This window comes from Dermatophilus sp. B7861-1 (assembly GCF_058996045.1).
This window is the reverse complement of record NZ_CM180082.1, coordinates 2,558,026-2,578,757: the sequence shown is the minus strand read 5'-3', so window position 1 is coordinate 2,578,757 and position 20,732 is coordinate 2,558,026. Positions and strand designations below refer to the sequence as shown.

Here is a 20,732-nt window from a genome sequence, read left to right as displayed (position 1 = left end):
CAGCATGTCTTCGCCGTCTGTTCCTTCCGCATCATTGTTGAGCGCTGGCTCTGCGTTGGAGGGAAGTTCTGATCCTGTGTATGAAGTTACTTTTATTCCTGGTGGGTCGGCGCTTTCTGATTTTCGGGCAGCTGCGCTGCTTCGCCGTTTGCGTAATGTTGATGAGCGCATTGTTGGTGTTGATGCGCAGTTTGTGCATGTGGTGGCTTCTGATTTGCCGTTGGATGAGGCGGGTTGTGAGCGGTTGGCGTCGATTCTTGAGTACGGGGATGCGTATTCAGGGCCATCAGTGGGTGAGGGCCGGGTTGGTGTGGTTGTGGCGCCGCGGTTTGGAACTATTTCGCCGTGGGCGAGTAAGGCCACGGATATCGTGCACAACTGCGGGATTGCTATTCACCGTGTGGAGCGGGTGACTCAGTTTGTTTTGACGTTGAGTGGGGTGGGTGCAGAGGCTGGTTTGGCTGATGAGCAGTGGGTTGATGCTGCTGGGGTGTTGCATGACCGTATGACGGAGACGGTTTTGCGGGGGGTGGATGAGGCGAGGTTGGTGTTTGCTGAGCGTGAGCCTGCCGATTTGGGGCGGGTTGATGTGTTGGGTCTGGGGCGTGATTCGTTGGTGGAGGCGAACACGGCGCTGGGGTTGGCGCTTTCTGATGATGAGATTGATTACTTGGTGGACGCGTTTGTGGGGTTGGGGCGTAATCCGAGTGATGTTGAGTTGATGATGTTCGCGCAGGCGAATTCGGAGCATTGCCGTCACAAGATTTTTAATGCTGATTTTGTGATTGATGGGCAGCGTCAGGATTTGTCGCTGTTCGGGATGATTCGGCACACCGAGAAGATGAATGGCCAGAACACGATTGTGGCGTATAAGGATAATGCCGCGATTATGGCTGGTGGGGAGGTTACTCGGTGGTTGCCTGCGGTTACTGATGCTCAGGGTGAGGCACATAAGTATTCGGGCCGTATGGGTGATGTGCATGTGTTGATGAAGGTGGAGACGCATAATCACCCGACGGCGATTTCACCGTTCCCGGGTGCTGCTACGGGTGCTGGTGGTGAGATTCGTGATGAGGGTGCTACGGGTCGGGGTTCGGCGCCGAAGGCGGGGCTGACTGGGTTTGTGGTGTCGAATCTGCATCTTCCGGGTACGAATGAGCCATGGGAGGTGGGTGATTGTGATGAGCAGGGGCGCCGTCGTTTCCCGGCGCATGTGGCTTCTCCGTTGGACATCATGATTGAGGCGCCGATTGGTGCGGCTGCGTTCAACAATGAGTTTGGACGCCCAGGTTTGGGTGGCTTTTTCCGTGTGTATGAGCAGACGGTGGATGGGGTGCGCCGTGGCTATCACAAGCCGATCATGTCTGCTGGTGGTTTGGGCTCTATTGATGCTGGTCAGACGGAGAAGGTTCCGTTTGAGGCTGGTTCGCTTTTGGTTCAGCTGGGTGGGCCGGGTATGCGTATTGGTATGGGTGGTGGCGCTGCCAGTTCGATGGCTGCGGGGACGAATGCTGCTGATTTGGACTTTGATTCTGTTCAGCGTGGTAACCCGGAGATGGAGCGTCGTGCGCAGGAAGTGATTAACGCGTGTTGGTCGTTGGGGTCGGGGAACCCGATTTTGGCGATTCACGATGTTGGTGCCGGTGGTTTGTCTAATGCTTTTCCTGAGCTGGTTAGTGATGCCGGTCGAGGGGCGCGGTTCGATATTCGTGCGGTTCCGGTAGAGGAAAGTGGTCTGACGCCGGCGGAGATTTGGTGTAACGAGTCGCAGGAACGGTACGTGTTGGCGATTGCGCCGGAGTCGTTGCCTATGTTCCGTGAAATTGCTGAGCGTGAGCGGTGTCCGTTCGCTGTTGTTGGTGCGGCTACTGATGATGGCCGGTTGGTGTTGGAAGCTGCGGATGTGCTCTGTGCTGAGGCTGGGGGTGACGGCGCGGTTGAGAGCGGTGCGGATGCGCCGATTGATATGCCTCTTGAGGTGTTGTTGGGTAAGGCACCGAAGATGACACGTGATGTGGCTCGGGTGAGGCGGAGTACGCCTCGTTTGGATGTGGCTGCGTTCCACGGGTCGAAGAAGGGTGCTGGGGCTCTTCGGGATGCTGCGTATGCGGTGTTGCGGCATCCGTCGGTGGCCAGTAAGCGTTTCTTGATCACTATTGGTGACCGCACGGTGGGTGGTTTTTCGCATCGTGACCAGATGGTTGGGCCTCACCAGGTTCCTGTTGCTGATGTTGCGGTGACGTTGTCTGATCATTTCTCTTTCGCGGGTCAGGCGATGAGTTCGGGGGAGCGGATGCCGGTTGCGGCGGTGAATGCTCCTGCTTCTGGTCGTTTGGCTGTGGGTGAGGCCATCACGAATTTGCTGGCTGCTCCGGTTGAGTCACTTGAGAGTGTGAAGATTTCGGCTAACTGGATGGCTGCTGCTGGTGAGGAGGGTGAAGACGCAGCGCTGTATGACACGGTTCGTGCTGTGGCGATGGATTTGCTTCCTGAGCTGGGGATTGGTGTGCCGGTTGGCAAGGATTCGTTGTCTATGCGTACGCAGTGGACTGATGAGGTTACGGGGGAGACGTGCAAGGTTACGTCCCCGGTCTCTTTGGTTATTTCTGCGTTTGCGTCGTTGTCGGATGTGCGTGGCACGCTTACTCCGGCTTTGCCGAAGAATCGTGAGACGACGCTTTTGCTTGTTGATTTGGGTGAGGGCGAGCGTCGTTTGGGTGGTTCGATGTTTGCTCAGGTCAATGGTGTTTTCGGGGGGGCTACGCCTGATGTGGTGAGGCCGTCTCATCTTGTTGCCCTGACGCGGGCGATGACTGCGTTGCGGGAAGCGGGAGTGATTGTGGCTTACCACGACCGTTCTGATGGTGGTTTGTGGGCTGCCACGGTTGAGATGGGTTTTGCTGGCAGCACGGGGTTGACTCTCGATGTGCCGGATGTGGCGACGCTTTTCACTGAAGAGCTTGGGGTTGTGCTTGGCATTCCTTCTGAACGGGCAGGTAAGGCTGAGGCTATTCTGGCTGCTCACGGGCTGGGTGAGATCACGCATCGTATTGGTACTACGCGTGGTGACCGGCGTGTTCAGGTTGTTATTGATGGTGCGAAGGTCATGGATGAGGCTTTGGCTGATCTGGGTGCGGCCTGGGATGAGACGTCTGTTCGGATTAGTCAGCTGCGCGATAACCCTGAGTGTGCGCGTCAGGAGCATGAGGCTTTTACGGCGGCGTTGGCTGGTAAACGTGAGGGTGTTACTGAGCTTTCGGTTGCTCCGACGTTTGATCCCAATGATGATGTTGCTGCGCCGTTCTATAACGCTGGGGCGCGTCCACGTCTTGCTGTGTTGCGTGAGCAGGGCGTGAACTCTCATGTGGAGACGGCGTGGGCGTTTGATCAGGCCGGTTTTGACACGTTTGACGTGCACATGACTGATCTGCAGACGGGGCGGATTGACCTGTCGAGCATGGTTGGTTTGGTTGCTGCAGGTGGATTCTCTTATGGAGACACGCTGGGTGCTGGTGAGGGCTGGGCGCGTTCGGTGCTGTACAACCCTCATTTGCTTGAGATTTTCACTGACTTCTTTGCTCGTCCGGACACTTTTGGTTTGGGTATTTGCAACGGATGTCAGATGTTTGCGGCGTTGGCTGACCTTATTCCGGGTGCGCAGGCGTGGCCGCGTTTTTCTCGGAATCTTTCTGAGCAGTATGAGGCGCGTCTTGCTCAAATCGAGGTGTTGGATTCGCCATCGATTTTCTTTGCGGGCATGGCTGGTTCGAGTTTGCCGATTGTGGTGGCTCATGGTGAGGGGCGTGCTGATTTCTCGGTGCGTGGTGATGCTGCCGAGGTGGTGCGTGTGATGCGGTACACGGATGCTAGTGGTGCACCGGCTGTTTCTTATCCCGCTAACCCGAATGGCTCAGTGGAGGGTCTGACTGCGGTGACTACCCCTGATGGGCGTTTCACTGCGATGATGCCTCACCCGGAGCGGGTAGCTCGGAATGTGCAGTTCTCGTGGACGGATCAGCCTGTTGAGGGCACGAGTCCGTGGATGAGGTTGTTCCGGAATGCGCGGGCTCACATCGGGTGATTCGTCGCGTTTGTTTTGGTGAAAGGGCGGTGCAGGGCTCCTTGGTGGTGGTCCTGCACGGCCTTTTCTTTTCGTTGGTGTGGGCTGTTGTTTTTGCGCTGATCGGGTGGGGTGTTCTTCGTTTTGAGGCTGTGGGCGATTCGTTTGCGGCCAAGGTTGCGCGCGGTGTTGATGAGGGGTTTGTTAGGGCGGGGACAGATGCGGTTCGTTCGCATGCTGTTATGCGTGAGTTTTTTGTGGCGTGGCAGTGGCTGAGTGAGCCGTGGCGTGTTTATGCGTGTGGGTTGGTGGTTTTGGGGGTGTTGTGGTGGTGGTGGCGTCGGGCTGGGGTTGTTGGGGTGGGGCATCGTGTTGGGTGTGGCGTTGTGGGAATGATGTGGGCGTGGTTATTGGCTGTGGTTGTGAAGTGGGTGGTGGCTAGGCCGCGGCCGGTGGTGGAGCCGCCGGTGTGGTGTGCGGAGGGCTTTTCTTTTCCTAGTGGCCATGCAGCGAATGCGACTGCTGTGGTGTGTGGTTTTGTGTTTGTGTTGTGGCCGTTTTTGGGCTGGATGGGGCGTGTTGGTGTGTTGGTCGGTGGGGTGATTTTTGTGGTGGTGACAGTGGTGGATCGGGTGATGCTGGGGGTGCATTTCCCGATGGATGTATGTGCTGGGGTAGTTTTTGGTGGTGTTGCGACGTGGATTTTTTACTCGACGGTTAGTGCTCGTCGGTAGGTAGAAAAATCTTGGGGTGGAGTGGGATCTGTGTGGAAGGGGTGGCTTATCTGTCGTTTGTGGGTGGTGGTTGAGGTTGTTAATCGTGTGGCGGGAGTTGGTTTAAGAGGGGTGGTGTGGGCTTGTTGGTGGGGTGTTCGGAGTTTTGGGGTTGGGCGGTTCGGTGGTGGGGATGACGGGAATGATTCCGGTGTAGGTGAATTCGCAGGCGGGTAGGGCGCCGGTTTCGGGTTCTAGGTCATCGAGGATGCTACCGATGGCGGCTTGTGCCTCTTCAGCGTATTTTTCGTCGGCTTCACGGACGAGGCGGCGTGCATCTTCTAGTGAGGTGCCAAGGATCATGTAGTAGTCAACGATGATTGAGCGGACTTGGGCGCGCATGACTTCGGCAGACAGGGGGGCTTCGGCTACGGGGCGTGCGGTGCGGCGCGAGAGGTCCCACATGGTGGATTGGACGTTTTCGCGGGAGCCGCCTTTACCGAAGCAGAGAGCGAGGTCGTCGGAGATGCGGGCTAGTTCAATCATGAGTTGGACGTATTCTTCGGGAATTTCTTCGCCCATTTGGACCGAGATAGTGCCGCGGCGTACGAGGACGCGGGCGTTGCGGACGGCGCGATCCATGGGTTCGAGTGCGTCAGCGATGGTTTTCATTTCTTCGTGTCGGGAGCGGTACCAGGGCAGGATTGTGGTGATTTCGAGGGAGTCGGCGGCGAATCCGCGTAGCGTGGTGAGGTCTTTTTCCATGGCACGGGCTTCTTCGAGGACGTCTTCGGCTGCGTTTCGATCGGCGGTGCGGATGGTTTTGACGCTGCTAAGTAGGAGGCTGCCGAGGCGTTCGAGCAGAAGTGATGCGTGGGAGTTGGGTCTGCGGAACACGGAGCTGGGGACGATGCCTGCGAAGAGCAGACCGATGGATGCGCCGATGAGGGCTTCGCTCCAGCGTCCGGCTGGGGTGGTTGAGCCGGCGAGCATGGCGATGATGAGCCCTTGGATTCCTGCCTGGTTGATCATGAGGGTGGATGCGCCGAAGGCAGAGGCGAGCACCATGGCAATGGCAACGATGGCGCAGACTTGCCAGGCTCCCATTCCGACGGTCATGAAGAAAAGTTCACCGACGAGGGTGCCGATGGCTACGCCAATGGTGACTTCGGCGGCGCGGCTGAATCGTTTGCCGTAGCTCATGCCGAGGGTGAGGATCGCGGCTACGGGGGCGTAGAGGGGTACGGCGACGTTAAAGACGTGTTTAGCAATGAGGTAGGTGGCGCCAGCGGCGATGGAGCATTGCGCGATAAATGAGATTTTGGCGCGTACTTCGCGGGCTCGCTGTTTAGCTTGTCGGCGTGAAAGTTCGGCTGAGTGGTCGATCCAGCGACCACTGCTGCGTATGACGTTGCGTGGTGCGAATCGGAGCATGAGAAGTATTTTCGCGCGTGCTGGGTGTGTGTTCCATCTGGGGTGTGTGGATCCTCTGTGGAGGGACTCGGATTGTATGGCCAAGTGGTGGTGGTTGACCTGCGGTGATGGTGCGGTGTGAAACACATCTGTGTTTTGTTTCCAGGCAGCGTTCAGCAATGGCAGTCTGGTTGCAATTGTCAGACCATTTGCTCCTAGGGGCGCAGAACGGGGGAACTTATGGGCACTAGCCAGTCCGAAAATGCCGGGGTGCTTGCTCCTGAAACTGGTCCACCTCCAGTGGAAGTGGATCCGGCGGCGCGTGAGGCACATGAGCGTGCGTGGCCGGTTAAAAAGATCGCGACGTGGGCGATGATTTCGCTGCTTGGTGGCGTGGCGTGGGTGATGCTCGCGTTTGTGCGTGGCGAGACGGTGAACGCGATTTGGTTCGTGTTTGCTTCGCTGTGTACTTACGCAATCGCGTATCGGTTTTATGCAAAGTACATCGAAGACAAGCTGTTGCGTCCGGATGATTCTCGAGCCACTCCGGCTGAATATGCCGCTGATGGTAAGGATTTTGTCCGCACGGACCGTCGAGTGCTGTTCGGGCACCACTTTGCGGCTATCGCAGGTGCTGGTCCGCTGGTAGGGCCGATTTTGGCTGCGCAGATGGGGTACCTGCCTAGCACGATCTGGATCATCGTTGGTGTGATCTTGGCTGGAGCGGTTCAGGACTACCTCGTGTTGTTCTTCTCGATGCGTCGTGGCGGCCGTTCCATTGGCCAGATGGCTAAGGATGAGCTGGGGCCAATTGGTGGTGCAGCTGCTCTGCTGGCCACGTTGGCGATCATGCTCATCATCATCGCGATCCTCGCGCTGGTGGTTGTGAACTCTCTGGGCGATTCACCGTGGGGTGTTTTCAGTGTGGGGATGACCATCCCGATTGCGCTGTTTATGGGCGTGTACATGCGCTACTTGCGTCCCGGCAAGGTGGGTGAAGTGTCCCTTATTGGCGTGGTGTTGCTGTTGGCCTCGATCATCGCTGGTGGCTGGATCAACGCCAACCCAGGTCTGGCTGAGATTTTCCACATTTCTCGGGGCACGTTGGCGTGGGCGGTCATCATCTACGGATTTGTGGCTGCCGTTTTGCCGGTTTGGATTCTGTTGACTCCGCGAGACTACCTCTCCACGTTCATGAAGATCGGCACGATTGCGTTGCTGGCCATTGGCATTGTCGTGGTGCGTCCTGAGATCGCCACGCCTGCTTTTAGTGAGCTCGCGTTCCGCGATAACGGCCCGGTGTTCTCCGGTTCGCTGTTCCCGTTCTTGTTTGTCACGATTGCTTGTGGTGCGTTGTCAGGTTTCCACGCCACGATCGCCTCGGGAACAACACCAAAGCTGTTGGAGAAGGAACGCCAGGCGCGCATGGTGGGTTACGGCGGCATGCTGGCCGAGTCGTTTGTTGCGATCATGGCGCTTGTCTGTGCGGTTTCGATTGATCGCGGTCTGTACTTTGCTATGAACTCTTCACCGGCTGTCACCCAGGGAACAGTTGAAGGCGCGGCTGCATTTGTTAACTCTTTGGGCCTGATGGGTGTTTCCACCAGTGCTGATGCTCTTGCCGCGACGGCTCAGGCTGTTGGTGAGCCTTCGGTTGTTTCTCGTACTGGTGGCGCTCCAACGATGGCTATCGGGTTGGCGCAGATCATGCACCAGTTCCTTGGCGGGTCGAACATGATGGGGTTCTGGTACCACTTTGCGATCATGTTCGAGGCGCTATTCATTTTGACCAGTGTTGACGCAGGCACCCGTGTGGCACGGTTCATGCTGCAGGACACTCTGGGTAATGTGTGGCCGCGTTTCAAAGATCTTGACTGGTCTTTCGGGAAATGGTTCTGCACAGCAGCGATGGTTGCTGGTTGGGGATCGATTCTTCTTTTGGGGGTTCACGATCCTCTGGGTGGTATCAACACGTTCTTCCCGCTGTTCGGTATCGCGAACCAGTTGCTCGCGGCGATGGCGTTGGCTGTATGCCTGGCGATCGGTGCTCACATGGGCCGCAAGCGGCATTTGTGGATCATTGCTATTCCGCTTGCTTTTGCTGCGGCTGTGACGATCACTGGTTCGATCTACAAGATTTTCAGCCCCGTGCCCTCTATCGGTTACTGGGCACAGCACAATGCTTTCGCTTCTGCGCTGGCGGCAGGTAAGACTCAGTTAGGCACAGCTAAGTCTGTGGAGGCGATGGAAGCGGTTGTGCGGAACACGTTCGTGCAGGGTTCGTTGTCGATCTTGTTCGTAGTGTTGGCTGTGATTGTCATCGTGATGGCGGTGTGGCGGACTGTGCAGGCTATTCGCGGCAAGTCAGTGCTTAATACGGAGGATCCTGTAGTTGCTTCCGAAGTGTTTGCGCCGTCGGGGTTTGTTGCGACTCCGCTGGAGAAAGAGCTGGAGAAGCAGTGGCAGGGGTATTTCGAAAAACACCCTGATATTGCTGCGGCCCACCAGGCGGGTCATTGATGGTTGGTCTTTGTGTTGGAGGTTCTGTCGTGCGTGATGTGTGTGGCAGGGTGCGTGTGGCAGGACGTCTGGCGTGGAAGTCGTGGAAGTCGATTCTTGGCGCAGATAAGTACGAGCATTACCTAGCGCATCACCGCCGATTGCATCCGGGTTGTGAGCCGATGAGTGAGCGGGAATTTTGGGATCGTTACTACCGCGATTGTGAGCGCAACCCTGGTGCTCGGTGCTGTTGAGGCAGCGTGCTCAGTGTTACTCAAGAGTGGGTGGGCAAACACCAACTGGTGTTTGCCCACCCACTCTTGAGTTAGCTGTTGAGCTGTCGCTGGATGTCTCCTCGTTCGCCAGCGGCGAGGCTGTAAGCCATGACGAGGGAGAACAGCAACGGGATCAAGGGGGCGAATGTGCCCCCTGCAGCCCACATGAGGGCGGCAAGCGCCAGTCCGATGATGAGTAGGGCTGGCGCGTTTTTGCGAGAAGTAAGGAGATTCATGATGGGTCACCCTTTCTCGTATGGGAGGGGGCCGGTGAGAGAGCCTCTCCCGTTCTTTAATGAACAGATGTGGTGCGGCTGTGCCGCAGTGTTGGTGTTGCCTCTGGGCGCTGGGGGCGGTGTTTGTCGTTAGGTGGTGCCTGAGTGCGTGGGGCAGGGGTGCCCTGAGGCTGCGGGCATGGTGATGCGGTGATGCTTGTGCCGGAGGGGAAAGGATGCGCCGGTTCGGCGTGGGTGGTGAGGGGTGTGCCTCATGGCGAACGGGCTCCTTTCGGTGGGGCCCGTGAGCGGGCTGAGCCGGAGTGAACGGTTTTGTACTGCTCCGGAGGGGTAGTGTGCCGCGGCGCCACGCAGTAAGGGGGCGCTAGATAATCCCCCTATGTTACGTGATGATTCAGGCAAATGGAAGTGTTTTGGTGGATAACAGTGTTGGGTAGTTCATCTGGGCAGTCTTGAGAGAGTTCCATCCGCACTCAGTGCTACCCCAGCGGTGCGTCGACCTACCTGAAACGTGTAGATCGTTGTAGTTCCGCTGGTGGTGACGCTCATGCTCACGCGGTCGTTGCTTCCTGAGGAGACAAAGGCTGTAGCAATGCGTGCGCTGCGTCCAGACAAGGTCCGAGAGATAACTGGCGCTGCCGATCGGCTGAAGTGGTTTTTCCACATCCAGCCCTGAATCGGTCGAGTTTTCCCTGCAACGATCGTGTTTTTCGTGCTGGAAGCACCAGGAGCGGGCAGGGTGAGCATGGTGGTCTTGCCAGCCACGTTGGGGGTGATTGCGGTTGCTGTGTTCCCTCGTAGTGACACTTTTTGACCGGCAGGGAAGTGCCACATCTGTGCGAATGATGTTGCCTTCGGTGCGGTGGCAGTGTCCACGGTGATGACGATGTCGGGGTCGGACAAGAAGATCACGTCACGTTGTCGTTTCACGCCGTTGAGGGGAGCATCGTTCAGGCGGTAATAGTCAGCCCCAGTGGTGATGGAAGTTTTCCTCAACTGTGTGATCGGTGCGGTTTTCATGTTTGTGACGACGAGCTGATTGTGTGCTGCTGGTCCGGTGTAGAAGTCACGCCAGGCGTCGTCTTCGTAGCGTCCGGTTCCTGGGTCTCCTAGGATTTCTCGGCCGTTGCTGTTCCAGGTGAATGAAGTGTGGTCGTTGTGGCCGTGACCAGCTCTTCTGGGGCCGAACCGCAGGGCGTACATGGCTTCCTGGGCAGGGCGACGTCCTGGGGATCCTGCGGGTGTTCCCCACCCGGAGCGGCCAAAGGCATAGCCTGCGCTGTAGACCTTGACCCGTTGGGGTAGGGGAGCGCCTTGGGTGCCGTTGGAGGCGATCCACGCCTGAGCGGGTGTGCCTGTTGCGGCGGTTTCACGTTTAGTGTCTCCCAATTGAGTCAGGTAGCCGTCTGGTTTGGTGGCGTGGTCGAGGAAAGTCGCCAGTGCTGCTCGTCTGTTTTGGATGGTTCGGGTTGCGGATGTGTTGATGTCGCATTCGGTGATCGCGGCGTCAACATCTCCCCAGATATCCCAGTTCCAGCGCGCATAACCGGTGGATTGTTCGTTGTTGGCGCCTTGGGCGTCGATAACGCGGGAGATTTCTGATGCGAGTTTTGATGCTGCGTAGCTGGTGTAGTCGTGGCGGCGCAGCATGCAGCCCACTCCCATCACGGCCAGGGTCTGCTCGGTGCCCACGTTGTGGTCGGGCCAGGTGTTTTTCTTCAGCCATTCGGCGTGCTGTGCCAGTGAGGCATCTAGCCATGCGGGGATGGGCTTATTGAGTTGGATGAGTCCTGCGCGTAGGCAAGCTATAGCGTCGACGCGAGTGTGAGTTGCGTTACCTGCTCCAGGTCCGGTGGGCCATGGTGAGGGATTGTCTTTCACCCAGTCCTGGGTGATGGCAAGTGCTTTGTCGATACCGGATGGGTCTCGGAATCGGGCTGGGCCGCGCGTGGATGCTTCTACCAGGGAGCCGATCCACATGAGTGAGTGGAACCAGGTGCGCCAGCTTTTGTCTTTATATGGGTCAGCTTTCCAGTTGATGTTCTGCCCGGTACCGACTTTGGCTTTGCGTGTCTCTGGCCAGGAGAAATAGCCGGCTTCTACGCTCTTTTTTGGGTTGTGAGAGGGCAGAGAACCGAACGAGCGGCATACGTAGTGTTGGGACTTTCCTGCCTGGTCATAGTTCATTGCTGCCGAGACATATTGCGAAGTCAGGTGTGTTTGGGTAGCTGATGCCAGGGGCGCAGGGCCTAAGAAAGGTGCTGTTGCTGCTGAGGTGATGATGGCCACAGTGAGGGCAGCTGGCAGTGAACGCTTGCGGACGTGGCGTGGCAAGCGAAAAAGTGTGGTCATGAGGTGCCTTCCGTGGCTGTAAGATCCTGATTCTTAACGCCTTATCGCCCACACAACTTTGCACCTGAGCGCACCAATACAAACGTTTAAGACAGCACAACTTTTCAGCTCACACGATGCGAGTTTCGCCTGTTTACCGGCGTCGTAATCGCACCGTGACGCGATGGTGTCCACAGTGGTACCGACGCACCCTAGCCCACACTCTCCGTGCCGCATACGGTTGGTGTTGTGAGGGCGACTTCCCCCCATCACAGCGGTACTGGAAACGGTGTCGCACTGCACATCCCACCTCACTACGCACCGATCAGGGTCAGCCATGCATCTCCGTTACATCGCGGCAACCGCCGCCGTCGCATTCACCGCTGCAGGTATCGTGGCGCCCGTCGCCACCCCGGCAGCATCCGCCGCACCCGCAGCAGCGACCACTGTCAAAGCCGACCGTCGGGTACCTACCGGTGCGCTTATTTCCGGAACCCCGCTTTCACGCCAGGCAACCAAACCCGGTAGCGGGCGGTCAGCAGGATACGAATGCACCATGGGGCTGCCAGCGCGTAAAGGTAACCAGCACTATCTGATCGTTTCTGGTCACTGTGGTGAATACGGCGAAACGCTGTACACCGCATGGAACAACGGCCGCCGTACCCCCATCGGCAAAATCACCGGTGTTTCCTCGAAATACGACATTGCCGCCGTTCGGACCACCCGTGCCATTGCAGCGAGCGTGTGGTCTAGCCGCGGTGGGTCCAGCTCGGTGAAACGACTCACCGGTGTTGCCGACGCAGTGGCAGGAAGCAAGGTTTGCCAGCACGGTTACCGCTCTGGAACTGTCTGTGGCATCACTGTGCAGCCCATCACCCGTAAGCAGATCGACGCAGGCCTGGTGTTCGGTAAAGCAAGCGCAGGCACAGTAGGTTCACGCCCGGGTGACTCCGGAGGCCTCGTGGTGGACTCCCGCGGCCGAGCTATCGGCATCGTTGCTGAATCGACCGAAGATGGTCAGTGGATCGGTTGGGTCCCCGCTAAGCTCGCCCTTCGCACATGGGGAATGTCCGCTCTGTAATCCCCAATTCCCCGAACGCTGTTGCGGCCCGGCGCCCCTCGCCCAGAGGGAGCCGGGCCGCAACAGCGTTGTCAGGGTTTGTCTACAGGCTCCTCACTAGCCTGCTCGATCAGCTCGTACACCTTCTCCGAAGCAGCCTCTACCTGCGGGACTTCACCGAAAAACTGATCCATGTCTAACGCTGGGAACGCAGAGGGAGGGAAGGAGACCGGCCTAGCCGGGACACCTGCCACCGTTGTATGCGGCGCGACCTCCTGCAAAACCACCGACCCCGCTCCGATTTTCGCGCCCTCACCTACCCGAATATTGCCCAATACCTTTGCGCCCGCTCCGATCATCACGCCTCGACCGATCTTCGGGTGCCGGTCGCCGCCTTCCTTACCTGTTCCGCCCAGCGTCACCTCGTGCAGCATCGAGAAGTCGTCTTCCACTACAGCCGTCTCACCGATGACCACACTTGTCGCGTGGTCAAACATCACGCCTTTACCGATGCGTGCGCCTGGGTGAATATCCACCGCAAACACTTCAGAAATCCGGTTCTGTAAGTACAGGGCGAATGCAGTTCTACCCTCCACCCAATAAAAATGCGCCACCCGATACGCCTGCACCGCATGAAAACCTTTGAAATACAAAAGCGGAGCTGAATACCCCCGAGCTGCCGGATCTCGCGACATCACCGCCTGCAAATCCGCAAGCACTGCCTCCACCAACCCTGGCCCTTGCGCTAACGCCGCCGAAATCAAATCCCGCAACACTAGCGCCGTCATCGCTGTGTTCTCCAACTTCGTCGCTAACAAATGGGTCAGCGCAGCCTCCAAAGAGTCATGCCGCAACACGCAATTGTGCAGAAAACCCGCTAGCGCAGGCTCAGCCGTCGCATCCGCAGCCGCCTCTGCCCTAATCCGCTCCCACACCAGCTCATCAGCCACCAACTTCATACAGCACCAACCCTTTCGCACAAGCCCTCACGAGAGGCACATCACACGAACTACGCCCCAACCACAAGCAAAAGCCATAACGTGGAAAACCGGGCGGAACTTCCCACCCCCGCCCCAAGGCCAGCCAACCCCTCAACCCTAGGAAGGCCCCGATGCGCGGCGGCTAGCAACGGGAAAACAACCACACCACCGACTACCACGGTAACGACCGCATCCTCACCGGAATTATTTGCGGCGTTCTCACCTACTGGCTCTTCGCCCAAACCACCTACAACGTCGCCCCATCGATGCAATCCGACCTACAACTAAGCAGCAACACCCTCAGCATCGCCATCTCTTTGACCGCGCTCGTATGCGGCATCACCATCGTCATCATTGGCCGGTTCGCCGACCGACACGGACGTGTGCGTATCGCCCTGGCCGGTAACGCCTTGGGCTTAGCCGGGTCGCTCATGCTTGCACTAGCTCCCAACAGCCACCCGCTCACCTTGCCTCTGCTCTTGACTGCCCGCACTCTTCAAGGGCTATCCGCCGCCTGCATCATGCCCGCGACTCTGGCCCTTGTGAAACAGTACTGGCACGGCCCCGCCCGCCAACGCGCCGTCTCTCTTTGGTCTATCGGTTCTTGGGGAGGAGCCTCAGTAGCCTCTTTCCTGGCTGGCCTCATGGAACAAACCCCCATCTTGGGGTGGAGAGCAATTTTCCTGACCTCCGCTGTTTTCTCCACAGTTTCTTATTTCGTCATCCGTCGCTGCCCTGAAACCCGTGCCGCCGACCCCAGACACACCTCACCTGACCGCGCTGGCCTACTCGTCTTCACCATCGCAATGATCGCCCTGCAAATATGGATGACTAAAGGTGAAGACATAGGCTGGTCCAGCAGTACAGCTCTCACCCTCCTCGTCATCGCAGTACTGTCCACCACCGCATTCGTCTACATCGAAACCCTCCCCGACAATACCCACCCGTTCATCGACTTCCAGCTCTTCACCAACCGCACCTTCACCGGTTGCCTCATTTCCAACATGCTCCTCAACGGCACAGCAGCTGGCATGGTTCTCGTCGTTTCCCTCGTTCTCCAAACTGCAGGCACCCTCACCGCCCTCCAAGTAGGAAACCTGACCATTGGTTACGCAATCGGCCTCATTCTTTTCATCCGCCTTGGCGAAAAACTTCTCCAACGTTGTGGGCCACGCACAGCGATGATCAGCGATGATCATCGGCTGTGTCATCGCTGCTGTCGGTGTCGCCATGATGCTGCCGACTAACACCCTGCAAAGCACCTATATATGGCTCACCATTGCCGGTTTCTCCCTCTACGGGATAGGCGTCGGCATTTATGCCACTCCTTCTACCGATACCGCGCTAGCCACCCTGCCTGATGCAATGGGCGCAGCCGGGTCAGGCCTATACAAAATGTCTTCCACCATCGGTGGTGCCTTCGGGCTCGCCCTGACCAGCGCTATCTATTTGAACATTCGTGATCGAGGAGAAGGCGCCGACTGGATCACTCATCTCCTTGATTTTGCCGGTAGACAGGACAACCTCGCCAACCGAGAAGGCGCCATGCTTGCCTTACTGCTAAACGTGGTAGCCCTGCTAATAGCAGTCATTTCCGTAGCCTGGGCAGTCCCGAAAGAGCAGAAAACCCTTACCTGATTTCTTTAGGGATGCATCAGCTCCACTGAAAAGCATGAAAAACTCACCCTTGCGCAGGCAAGCTGAATTCATGAACGCGCGCCGCTTCAGCGAATTGGACTGGCCTCGACGTACCCAACGCTTAACCATTCGACCTGCCACCATGGCTGATGCAGACACCAGTTTTGCCCAGCGATCCATACCGCAGGTTGGGCGCTGGATGACCTCCCAGCCTGATAACCGCCAAGCCTTCCAGCAGGCGTTTCGTCTTGGTCTTGAGAACACGCTCATCCTTGAGAGTGACTCTGGGGCTGGCTCGCGTGTCATTGGCGAAATGAGATGTCAGGTCAAAGATGCGTGGGGGCAACGAGAAATTGTCGAACAAGCCCGTCAAAGCCGTGCTGAGCTGGGCTGGTTCATCATTCCGCAAGAGCACGGAAAAGGCTACGGATTAGAGGCAGTTACTGAACTGCTCGCAATCGCTTTCGATGGAGTGGGTGTACGTCGAGTAGAAGCAGGATGCTTCGCGGAGAACGAAGCATCCTGGCGTCTCATGGAGCGGCTAGGTATGCGGCGTGAGGGCCACTACATTGCTGAAAGTTTGCACCGTGACGGTACCTGGCGGGACACGATGATGTACGCGTTATTGGCCAAGGAATGGCGTGACCGGCACAAACACCAGCAGCAATAACCTCAATCGAGGGTGCCTACCTTTGAGCGTGGAACTTTCAGGACTGGCTACCTCCTGAAGAGACAGAGCGATATGTCTGTGCTGATGCTGCGTTCTGCTCGCCGTCGCGGCGCTTTTCAATGATGAGGCGACGGCCCCAGTAATCTTTCTCAGCGATTTCGATACGGGGACGTTGCCCCAGGCGAGCACGCTGGGCGACAACGCGCTCTTCGAGTTTGATGACCTGTGAAACGAGGGAGGCTCGTTTTTCTGCGCTCATTGGTTCGGCCGGGATGGCAGTGCCATCTGGGCGAGAGTCGTAAGGCATTCGGGCAGTTCCGGTGGCTGCCTCGCCACGTAGATTGACGCCAGGGTTGAGGTCAGGGTCGACGTCGATCTGACCGGTGGCTTTCTGGTACCGCCATTCCAAAGTGCGGGGGACGGAAAGAGTGACGTGGTTGGGATGCTCGTGGTAGTGGACTTCTTCAGGAGTTTCCGGCAGCACCGGGTTAGGTGGGTTGGCGGTGAAAGCCGCGACCATAAGCAGCACACGCGCAAGCAGGTTCACAAAAAGCAGCAGCGTGGCGATGGATGCCGCGGATGCCAAGAGTGGGTTTTTACCGACGGAAGATACAAGGGAGGTGCCCAGGGTTACGACGATCTGGACAACGATCCCACCGATGATGGACCCCATCCAGAGATCTTTGCGGGTGGCGTGAACATGCGCGGTGACGATAAACAGGCAAGCGAACGTGCATGCTGCCACTGCCGAAGCGACGAGTAAACCACCTAAACGGGCGGCAGTAGCGATGAGGGGTACACCATCGAGGCCGATGAGAGCAGCGAAAGTCTTGCCCATCGTGCCCGCGGCGGTGCCCAGGAGCGCAGAGAGCACGATCCCAAAAGACATGCCAATGAACCCGAAGAGGTCTCGGGCTTTTTGCAGGGCAATGTTTTCGGCGGGAGTGGCGATACCGAACATGGCCTGCACACAGGTGCGGATGCAGGTCATGATGTTGACTGCTGACCACAGCAAGACCACCGCAGCAATGATCGAGGTGGGATTAAGAGCGCTGTCCATGATCAGCGAGTCTGGATCGATGAGCCCTGCGCCGGAGCCATCTTTGAGGATGTTGGGAAGTACTTGGTTGACGGCACGGATTACTTGGCGGCGTAGGTCAGCATCGTTGCCCAGGGTGGCCATGAAAAAGGTCCAGGCGATGGTGAGGGCTGAGACAATGGAAAACAGGGCGGAGTAGGCGATTCCACCGGCGAGCATCGCGCCTTTTGCTGCGTTGTACCGGTTCATGGACCGCATGGCCCGTGAGTCCATGACGAAGTCGATGAGTTTTTTTATCGGGGAGGGTTTTTCAGGGGTTTGGGGGAGTGATGTGGCGGATTCGTCCACATCTGTGCTCTTCGCTGCGGCCATGGTGTTCACGGTATGTCAGCAAGTCGTGGGAGACCTGTCAGGGCGGGGTGTGTGTGGCGTTCTTTCGTGGGGCATCCACGCTGTGAGCGCGGATAAGGTCAAGATCCTTGGCCCTTGCGTTAGCAGGGGTGTTTTGGATGTTTCTGTACAGAAACATCCCCGTTCCGAAAGGGTGTTTTGATGGCTGCACTTTCCGACGTGCTTTGTGACTCGTCTCGACGTGACCAGGTCGTGGCTGAGGTGGTTTCCACGATTGAGCAGGAAGTGACGGGTAAGTCCGGTATCTCCGGTATGGCGTTTAAGACGGCTTTCAAGGCTGTGCAGAAGATGAGCCCGGATCTGGTGCGTACGGCTGTAGACAGGATGTTGCCGGATGCTGCAGAGAAGTTGGACCCGTTGTGGCAGGAGAAAGGCGCTGTTCCCTTTGGCGACTACTTGTTGTCGCGTTCGGGTGAAGCTGCCGATGCTCTGCTCTCCGTGACGGATGAGAGGGCTGCTCGTCCGAATAACGCTGCGGTGGCCAAGATCTACAACACGGTGCGGCCCAAGGCCAAGTCTCATGTTGTTGAAGCTCTGCCTGCTATCGGGCGTGTGATTGAAAAGCATGCCGCCTGAATTAACTGGTGAATAAGGTGGACGGCTGAGTTCTGCTATGGCAGGGCTCAGTCGTTTGCTGTGTCCAGTGGATTATTGGGTCAGGGCGTGGCCGTAGGGCAGTGAGTCAAGAAAATGGCAGATGGCTTGGGTTAGTGGGGTGGCACGCAGGTCATTGCCGTTGGACCCGCCTTGAATGACGCGAGCTTGCCAGGTGGGTCGTTTGTTTTCGATGCTGCGGAAATGGGTGTAGCCGTTGTAGAAACGGCCGGTGTGAGGGTGTAGCAGCCAGATAGGGATTGTTAGGGCGTCCATACCGATGGCGCTGATGTCTTCGCCTCTGCAGGCGCAATGGCTGTAGGTGTAGAGGGTTTCGAGGGTGGGGGTGCGGAACCACAGGCTTTCTGGGCCAGAACGGATGCTGTGTCGTACTTGGGTGAGTGCTTCTTCACGCAGATCAGTGGGGGACATCCAGTCTTTTTGGAGTGCGGTAGCTGCTGCGTTGACGAACTGGTTGAGGGAGGCTGTGCCGTGCCCGTAGATGTCTAGTCGCAGCCGTTGTGCGATGGAAGACAACACGAAAGGGTCATTGATGAAGGCGAGTAGTTCGGCGTAAGGGGCGGGAGGTAGTGAGATCGGGGCGTCGATGAGACAGGCGGCGCTGACTATCTCAGGTGCGAGCCGAGCGGACCATAAGGCGATATCGCCGCCCCATAGGTGCCCTACGAGTACGAAAGATGTGGTTCCGGTGGCGTTGGCGATGCTGTGCAGGTCCGTTGCGAACTCTGCGGTTTCTCGTAAAGGGGCAGTGCTTTGTCCGTGTCCGCGTAGGTCTAGGGCTAGGACACGTCCGTAGCTGGTGAGTGCCGGAGCGATGTGATCCCATGCCCGCGCGTTGTCGCAGACATTGTGGATAAGAAGGATCGTTGGTTGGTCTATGCCACGATCGCCTCCGAAGTCGCGCACGGCTATGTGGCCAGAAGTGACGCGAATTAACTTGTGTAACGGAAGCATCCTGTCCTCAAGCAGTCGGTTGGTGATGCCTGGACTTTTTCACGGAAGGCAGCAGCGTTCTTTTCCAGATGTGACCGCACTCACGGTAACGGACGGGTAACAATTTTGAAGGCGCTATGGCTGTGCTTTTCTTCCAGCGAATCAAGAATCTTCCTAGAGACCTGTGAAACCCGCTCAGTGATGGACTCTTGCAACTGCGGCAAAGCTTGATTTTTTAATCGCATACCTGGCCGTGAACATGCAGAAACTGTGTCGTTCACTCCAACGAATACAGCTACTGATTCTGAGCATCAGCGCAAAACTCCCAAACGGTACATGTTCGCAAACGGCGAAGCCGCCTCCCATAGCGTGAGATCCCTCAATTTGTAAGCAAACTCGCCTCGTCAATGCCACCTGTAAATACCCACGTAAAAGCACATATCTATCTGCATCCAATACCACACACAGACACGTCTACCCGTTAAATCCAGAAGCTCACCAAAACAACCCCAACCCTGGCTAAGACCACAGATGCCATCCACCGCCACAACCACCGGCCACAATGGATCGAGGCGCTTCACAAGATGCTCACGATTCGGCGAGATGTAAGGCTAAACCCACAAGTTATGTCGCAGACTGCCGATCTACCATGAATACTCGTTGCAACGCGATCTGCGGGGCCATCAGCAAGGAGAGTCCATGAACTCGCTCATGAATGTGTCGCTCGTCAGCGACACCGCGGTCTGGGTAATCCGGATCATCGCGATAGTCGCATTCATCGCCTTGATCGTTAAATGGGGGGCCCTGGCACGCAACACCATCGTTCGCGTCATTCTTCGAGTTATCTCTCTTGTTGTCGTGACCGTCCTGGCTGCGCTCGCCCTCGCTGCACCTATCAACGCTGAATATGGCTGGTACTCCACCATCGCTGACTTCTTTCCAGGCAGCGCCACCTCCAACAGCAGCTCCACCGGCGCCTCAGCCACCCAAGCCCTAGGAAACAACCACTCCTCCAGCCCCCTCATCACCGGAGCTCGCAACAGGCCAGCAGTGAACCTTTCTCCTCGGCCCACCAAAACTAACTCCGGCGCAGGATTCCAAGACTTCACCGTTGCAGGACAACGCAGCGGAGTGACCAGCAAGGTCACAGTCTGGTTCCCCAAGGAATACTTCGAAGACCCCAACGCGACCTTTCCCGTCATTGAAGCCTTCCACGGCATCAAACCCGCACCGTACGCCTACTTCAACGTAGTCCAGATCGACAAAATCATCACCGACCTGGTTGCACAAGGAAAAATGAAACCCTCCATTGTGTTGGTCCCGCACTGGGCCGTCGGTGGTAAAGACAACGAATGCGTCAACTCCGCTGCCGGTGGCAACGTCGAAACCTGGATCAGCGAAGACATCCCAGCATGGGCATACAACACCTTCCGCGTCACCCCCGGCCGGGACTCCTTCTCCGCTTACGGCCTCTCTGCTGGCGGATACTGCGCCAGCATGGTCTCGATGCTTCACCCCGATGTCTTCGCTACCGGCATCTCCCTAGGTGGCTACTGGGCACCCCTGTTCGACCAGCCTTTCGTACCCTTCAAACCCGGCAGCGAACAATGGAAGCGCTACGACCTCATCAACGTCGAGAAAAAGAGCGCACCCCCCGTTGCCCTATGGACGCTCTACGGCGCAGGTGACAACCTCGCCCTCGCCGGCACCGCCGAATTCGCCAAAGCTGTTCGGCCTCCCTCGTCTTTCACCGAAACCAAGCTCTCCCAAGGCGGCCACAACACCTCGGTGTGGACACCCCACGTGCCTGCATCTCTGGAATGGCTCGCTGAGCACTCCCCGGCATTCAAGAAATGACC

General features: G+C 57.5%; 16 protein-coding genes. 10 read left to right on the top strand and 6 right to left on the bottom strand.

Annotation, left to right across the window (positions count from 1 at the left end):
• Positions 1-4: 4 nt before the first annotated feature.
• Together purL and AC2T9U_RS11365 are read left to right on the top strand one after the other, a co-directional pair.
• Positions 5-4,081: a phosphoribosylformylglycinamidine synthase gene (purL, locus tag AC2T9U_RS11370; RefSeq protein WP_493696164.1), complete on the top strand. Its 4,077-nt coding sequence runs from the start codon at positions 5-7 to the stop codon at positions 4,079-4,081.
• A gap of 29 nt (positions 4,082-4,110) precedes the next feature.
• Positions 4,111-4,794, top strand: a complete 684-nt coding sequence (locus AC2T9U_RS11365) for a phosphatase PAP2 family protein (RefSeq protein WP_493696163.1) — start codon at positions 4,111-4,113, stop codon at positions 4,792-4,794.
• Between the two features lie 102 nt (positions 4,795-4,896).
• Here AC2T9U_RS11365 and AC2T9U_RS11360 read toward each other — a convergent pair whose 3' ends face one another.
• Positions 4,897-6,207 carry an FUSC family protein gene (locus AC2T9U_RS11360; RefSeq protein ID WP_181816127.1) on the bottom strand — a complete coding sequence of 437 codons (1,311 nt, stop codon included), beginning with the start codon at positions 6,205-6,207 and terminating at the stop codon, positions 4,897-4,899.
• A 219-nt stretch (positions 6,208-6,426) separates the two neighbouring features.
• Between AC2T9U_RS11360 and AC2T9U_RS11355 the strand changes: the two genes are divergently transcribed.
• Complete coding sequence (locus AC2T9U_RS11355; protein WP_493696162.1) at positions 6,427-8,706, top strand: carbon starvation CstA family protein; 2,280 nt, start codon at positions 6,427-6,429, stop codon at positions 8,704-8,706.
• A complete protein-coding gene (locus tag AC2T9U_RS11350; RefSeq protein WP_115032076.1) occupies positions 8,706-8,939 on the top strand; it encodes a YbdD/YjiX family protein in 234 nt (77 codons plus the stop codon). Before AC2T9U_RS11355 ends, AC2T9U_RS11350 begins: the two co-directional genes overlap by 1 nt.
• Positions 8,940-9,010: 71 nt before the next feature.
• On the opposite strand, the gene AC2T9U_RS11345 is transcribed toward AC2T9U_RS11350, so the two are convergent.
• Both AC2T9U_RS11345 and AC2T9U_RS11340 read right to left on the bottom strand, forming a co-directional pair.
• Positions 9,011-9,196 carry a hypothetical protein gene (locus tag AC2T9U_RS11345; RefSeq protein WP_028327460.1) on the bottom strand — a complete coding sequence of 62 codons (186 nt, stop codon included), beginning with the start codon at positions 9,194-9,196 and terminating at the stop codon, positions 9,011-9,013.
• A 438-nt stretch (positions 9,197-9,634) separates the two neighbouring features.
• Complete coding sequence (locus tag AC2T9U_RS11340) at positions 9,635-11,548, bottom strand: heparinase II/III domain-containing protein (protein ID WP_493696161.1); 1,914 nt, start codon at positions 11,546-11,548, stop codon at positions 9,635-9,637.
• A gap of 316 nt (positions 11,549-11,864) precedes the next feature.
• Here AC2T9U_RS11340 and AC2T9U_RS11335 point away from each other — a divergent pair, with 316 nt between their 5' ends.
• A complete protein-coding gene (locus tag AC2T9U_RS11335) occupies positions 11,865-12,608 on the top strand; it encodes a chymotrypsin family serine protease (protein WP_493696160.1) in 744 nt (247 codons plus the stop codon).
• 71 nt (positions 12,609-12,679) lie between these two features.
• On the opposite strand, the gene cysE is transcribed toward AC2T9U_RS11335, so the two are convergent.
• On the bottom strand, positions 12,680-13,546 hold the full coding sequence (gene cysE, locus AC2T9U_RS11330; RefSeq protein ID WP_208304218.1) for a serine O-acetyltransferase: 867 nt from the start codon (positions 13,544-13,546) through the stop codon (positions 12,680-12,682).
• 287 nt (positions 13,547-13,833) lie between these two features.
• Here cysE and AC2T9U_RS11325 point away from each other — a divergent pair, with 287 nt between their 5' ends.
• From AC2T9U_RS11325 to AC2T9U_RS11315, 3 genes are all read left to right on the top strand, one after another.
• Positions 13,834-14,814, top strand: coding sequence for an MFS transporter (locus AC2T9U_RS11325; protein ID WP_493696159.1), 981 nt, complete (start codon positions 13,834-13,836; stop codon positions 14,812-14,814).
• The gene (locus AC2T9U_RS11320) at positions 14,759-15,205 is read left to right on the top strand and encodes a hypothetical protein (protein WP_493696158.1); all 447 of its coding nucleotides are present in this window, start codon (positions 14,759-14,761) and stop codon (positions 15,203-15,205) included. The genes AC2T9U_RS11325 and AC2T9U_RS11320 overlap by 56 nt, the downstream gene beginning before the upstream one ends.
• A gap of 70 nt (positions 15,206-15,275) precedes the next feature.
• A complete protein-coding gene (locus tag AC2T9U_RS11315; RefSeq protein ID WP_115032087.1) occupies positions 15,276-15,875 on the top strand; it encodes a GNAT family N-acetyltransferase in 600 nt (199 codons plus the stop codon).
• A 37-nt stretch (positions 15,876-15,912) separates the two neighbouring features.
• On the opposite strand, the gene AC2T9U_RS11310 is transcribed toward AC2T9U_RS11315, so the two are convergent.
• Entirely contained in the window at positions 15,913-17,286 is a 1,374-nt protein-coding gene (locus AC2T9U_RS11310) for a YihY/virulence factor BrkB family protein (protein ID WP_493696157.1), read from the bottom strand.
• Between the two features lie 180 nt (positions 17,287-17,466).
• On the opposite strand from AC2T9U_RS11310, the gene AC2T9U_RS11305 reads away from it, so the two are divergent.
• On the top strand, positions 17,467-17,901 hold the full coding sequence (locus tag AC2T9U_RS11305; protein WP_493696156.1) for a DUF6918 family protein: 435 nt from the start codon (positions 17,467-17,469) through the stop codon (positions 17,899-17,901).
• Positions 17,902-17,973: 72 nt separating this feature from the next.
• Here the strand turns inward: AC2T9U_RS11305 and AC2T9U_RS11300 are convergent, their stop codons facing one another.
• Positions 17,974-18,846: an alpha/beta fold hydrolase gene (locus tag AC2T9U_RS11300; protein WP_493696155.1), complete on the bottom strand. Its 873-nt coding sequence runs from the start codon at positions 18,844-18,846 to the stop codon at positions 17,974-17,976.
• 726 nt (positions 18,847-19,572) lie between these two features.
• On the opposite strand from AC2T9U_RS11300, the gene AC2T9U_RS11295 reads away from it, so the two are divergent.
• On the top strand, positions 19,573-20,730 hold the full coding sequence (locus tag AC2T9U_RS11295; RefSeq protein WP_115032093.1) for an alpha/beta hydrolase: 1,158 nt from the start codon (positions 19,573-19,575) through the stop codon (positions 20,728-20,730).
• Positions 20,731-20,732 lie beyond the last annotated feature (2 nt).

What these genes read in the sequence shown, in the direction of transcription:
- purL (WP_493696164.1), top strand. Translation starts at nt 5, where the DNA reads ATGTCTTCGCCGTCTGTTCCTTCCGCATCATTGTTGAGCGCTGGCTCT.
- AC2T9U_RS11360 (WP_181816127.1), bottom strand. Translation starts at nt 6,207, where the DNA reads ATGCTCCGATTCGCACCACGCAACGTCATACGCAGCAGTGGTCGCTGG.
- AC2T9U_RS11355 (WP_493696162.1), top strand. Translation starts at nt 6,427, where the DNA reads ATGGGCACTAGCCAGTCCGAAAATGCCGGGGTGCTTGCTCCTGAAACT.
- AC2T9U_RS11350 (WP_115032076.1), top strand. Translation starts at nt 8,706, where the DNA reads ATGGTTGGTCTTTGTGTTGGAGGTTCTGTCGTGCGTGATGTGTGTGGC.
- AC2T9U_RS11345 (WP_028327460.1), bottom strand. Translation starts at nt 9,196, where the DNA reads ATGAATCTCCTTACTTCTCGCAAAAACGCGCCAGCCCTACTCATCATC.
- AC2T9U_RS11340 (WP_493696161.1), bottom strand. Translation starts at nt 11,548, where the DNA reads ATGACCACACTTTTTCGCTTGCCACGCCACGTCCGCAAGCGTTCACTG.
- AC2T9U_RS11335 (WP_493696160.1), top strand. Translation starts at nt 11,865, where the DNA reads ATGCATCTCCGTTACATCGCGGCAACCGCCGCCGTCGCATTCACCGCT.
- cysE (WP_208304218.1), bottom strand. Translation starts at nt 13,546, where the DNA reads ATGAAGTTGGTGGCTGATGAGCTGGTGTGGGAGCGGATTAGGGCAGAG.
- AC2T9U_RS11325 (WP_493696159.1), top strand. Translation starts at nt 13,834, where the DNA reads ATGCAATCCGACCTACAACTAAGCAGCAACACCCTCAGCATCGCCATC.
- AC2T9U_RS11320 (WP_493696158.1), top strand. Translation starts at nt 14,759, where the DNA reads ATGATCATCGGCTGTGTCATCGCTGCTGTCGGTGTCGCCATGATGCTG.
- AC2T9U_RS11315 (WP_115032087.1), top strand. Translation starts at nt 15,276, where the DNA reads ATGAACGCGCGCCGCTTCAGCGAATTGGACTGGCCTCGACGTACCCAA.
- AC2T9U_RS11310 (WP_493696157.1), bottom strand. Translation starts at nt 17,286, where the DNA reads ATGGCCGCAGCGAAGAGCACAGATGTGGACGAATCCGCCACATCACTC.
- AC2T9U_RS11305 (WP_493696156.1), top strand. Translation starts at nt 17,467, where the DNA reads ATGGCTGCACTTTCCGACGTGCTTTGTGACTCGTCTCGACGTGACCAG.
- AC2T9U_RS11295 (WP_115032093.1), top strand. Translation starts at nt 19,573, where the DNA reads ATGAACTCGCTCATGAATGTGTCGCTCGTCAGCGACACCGCGGTCTGG.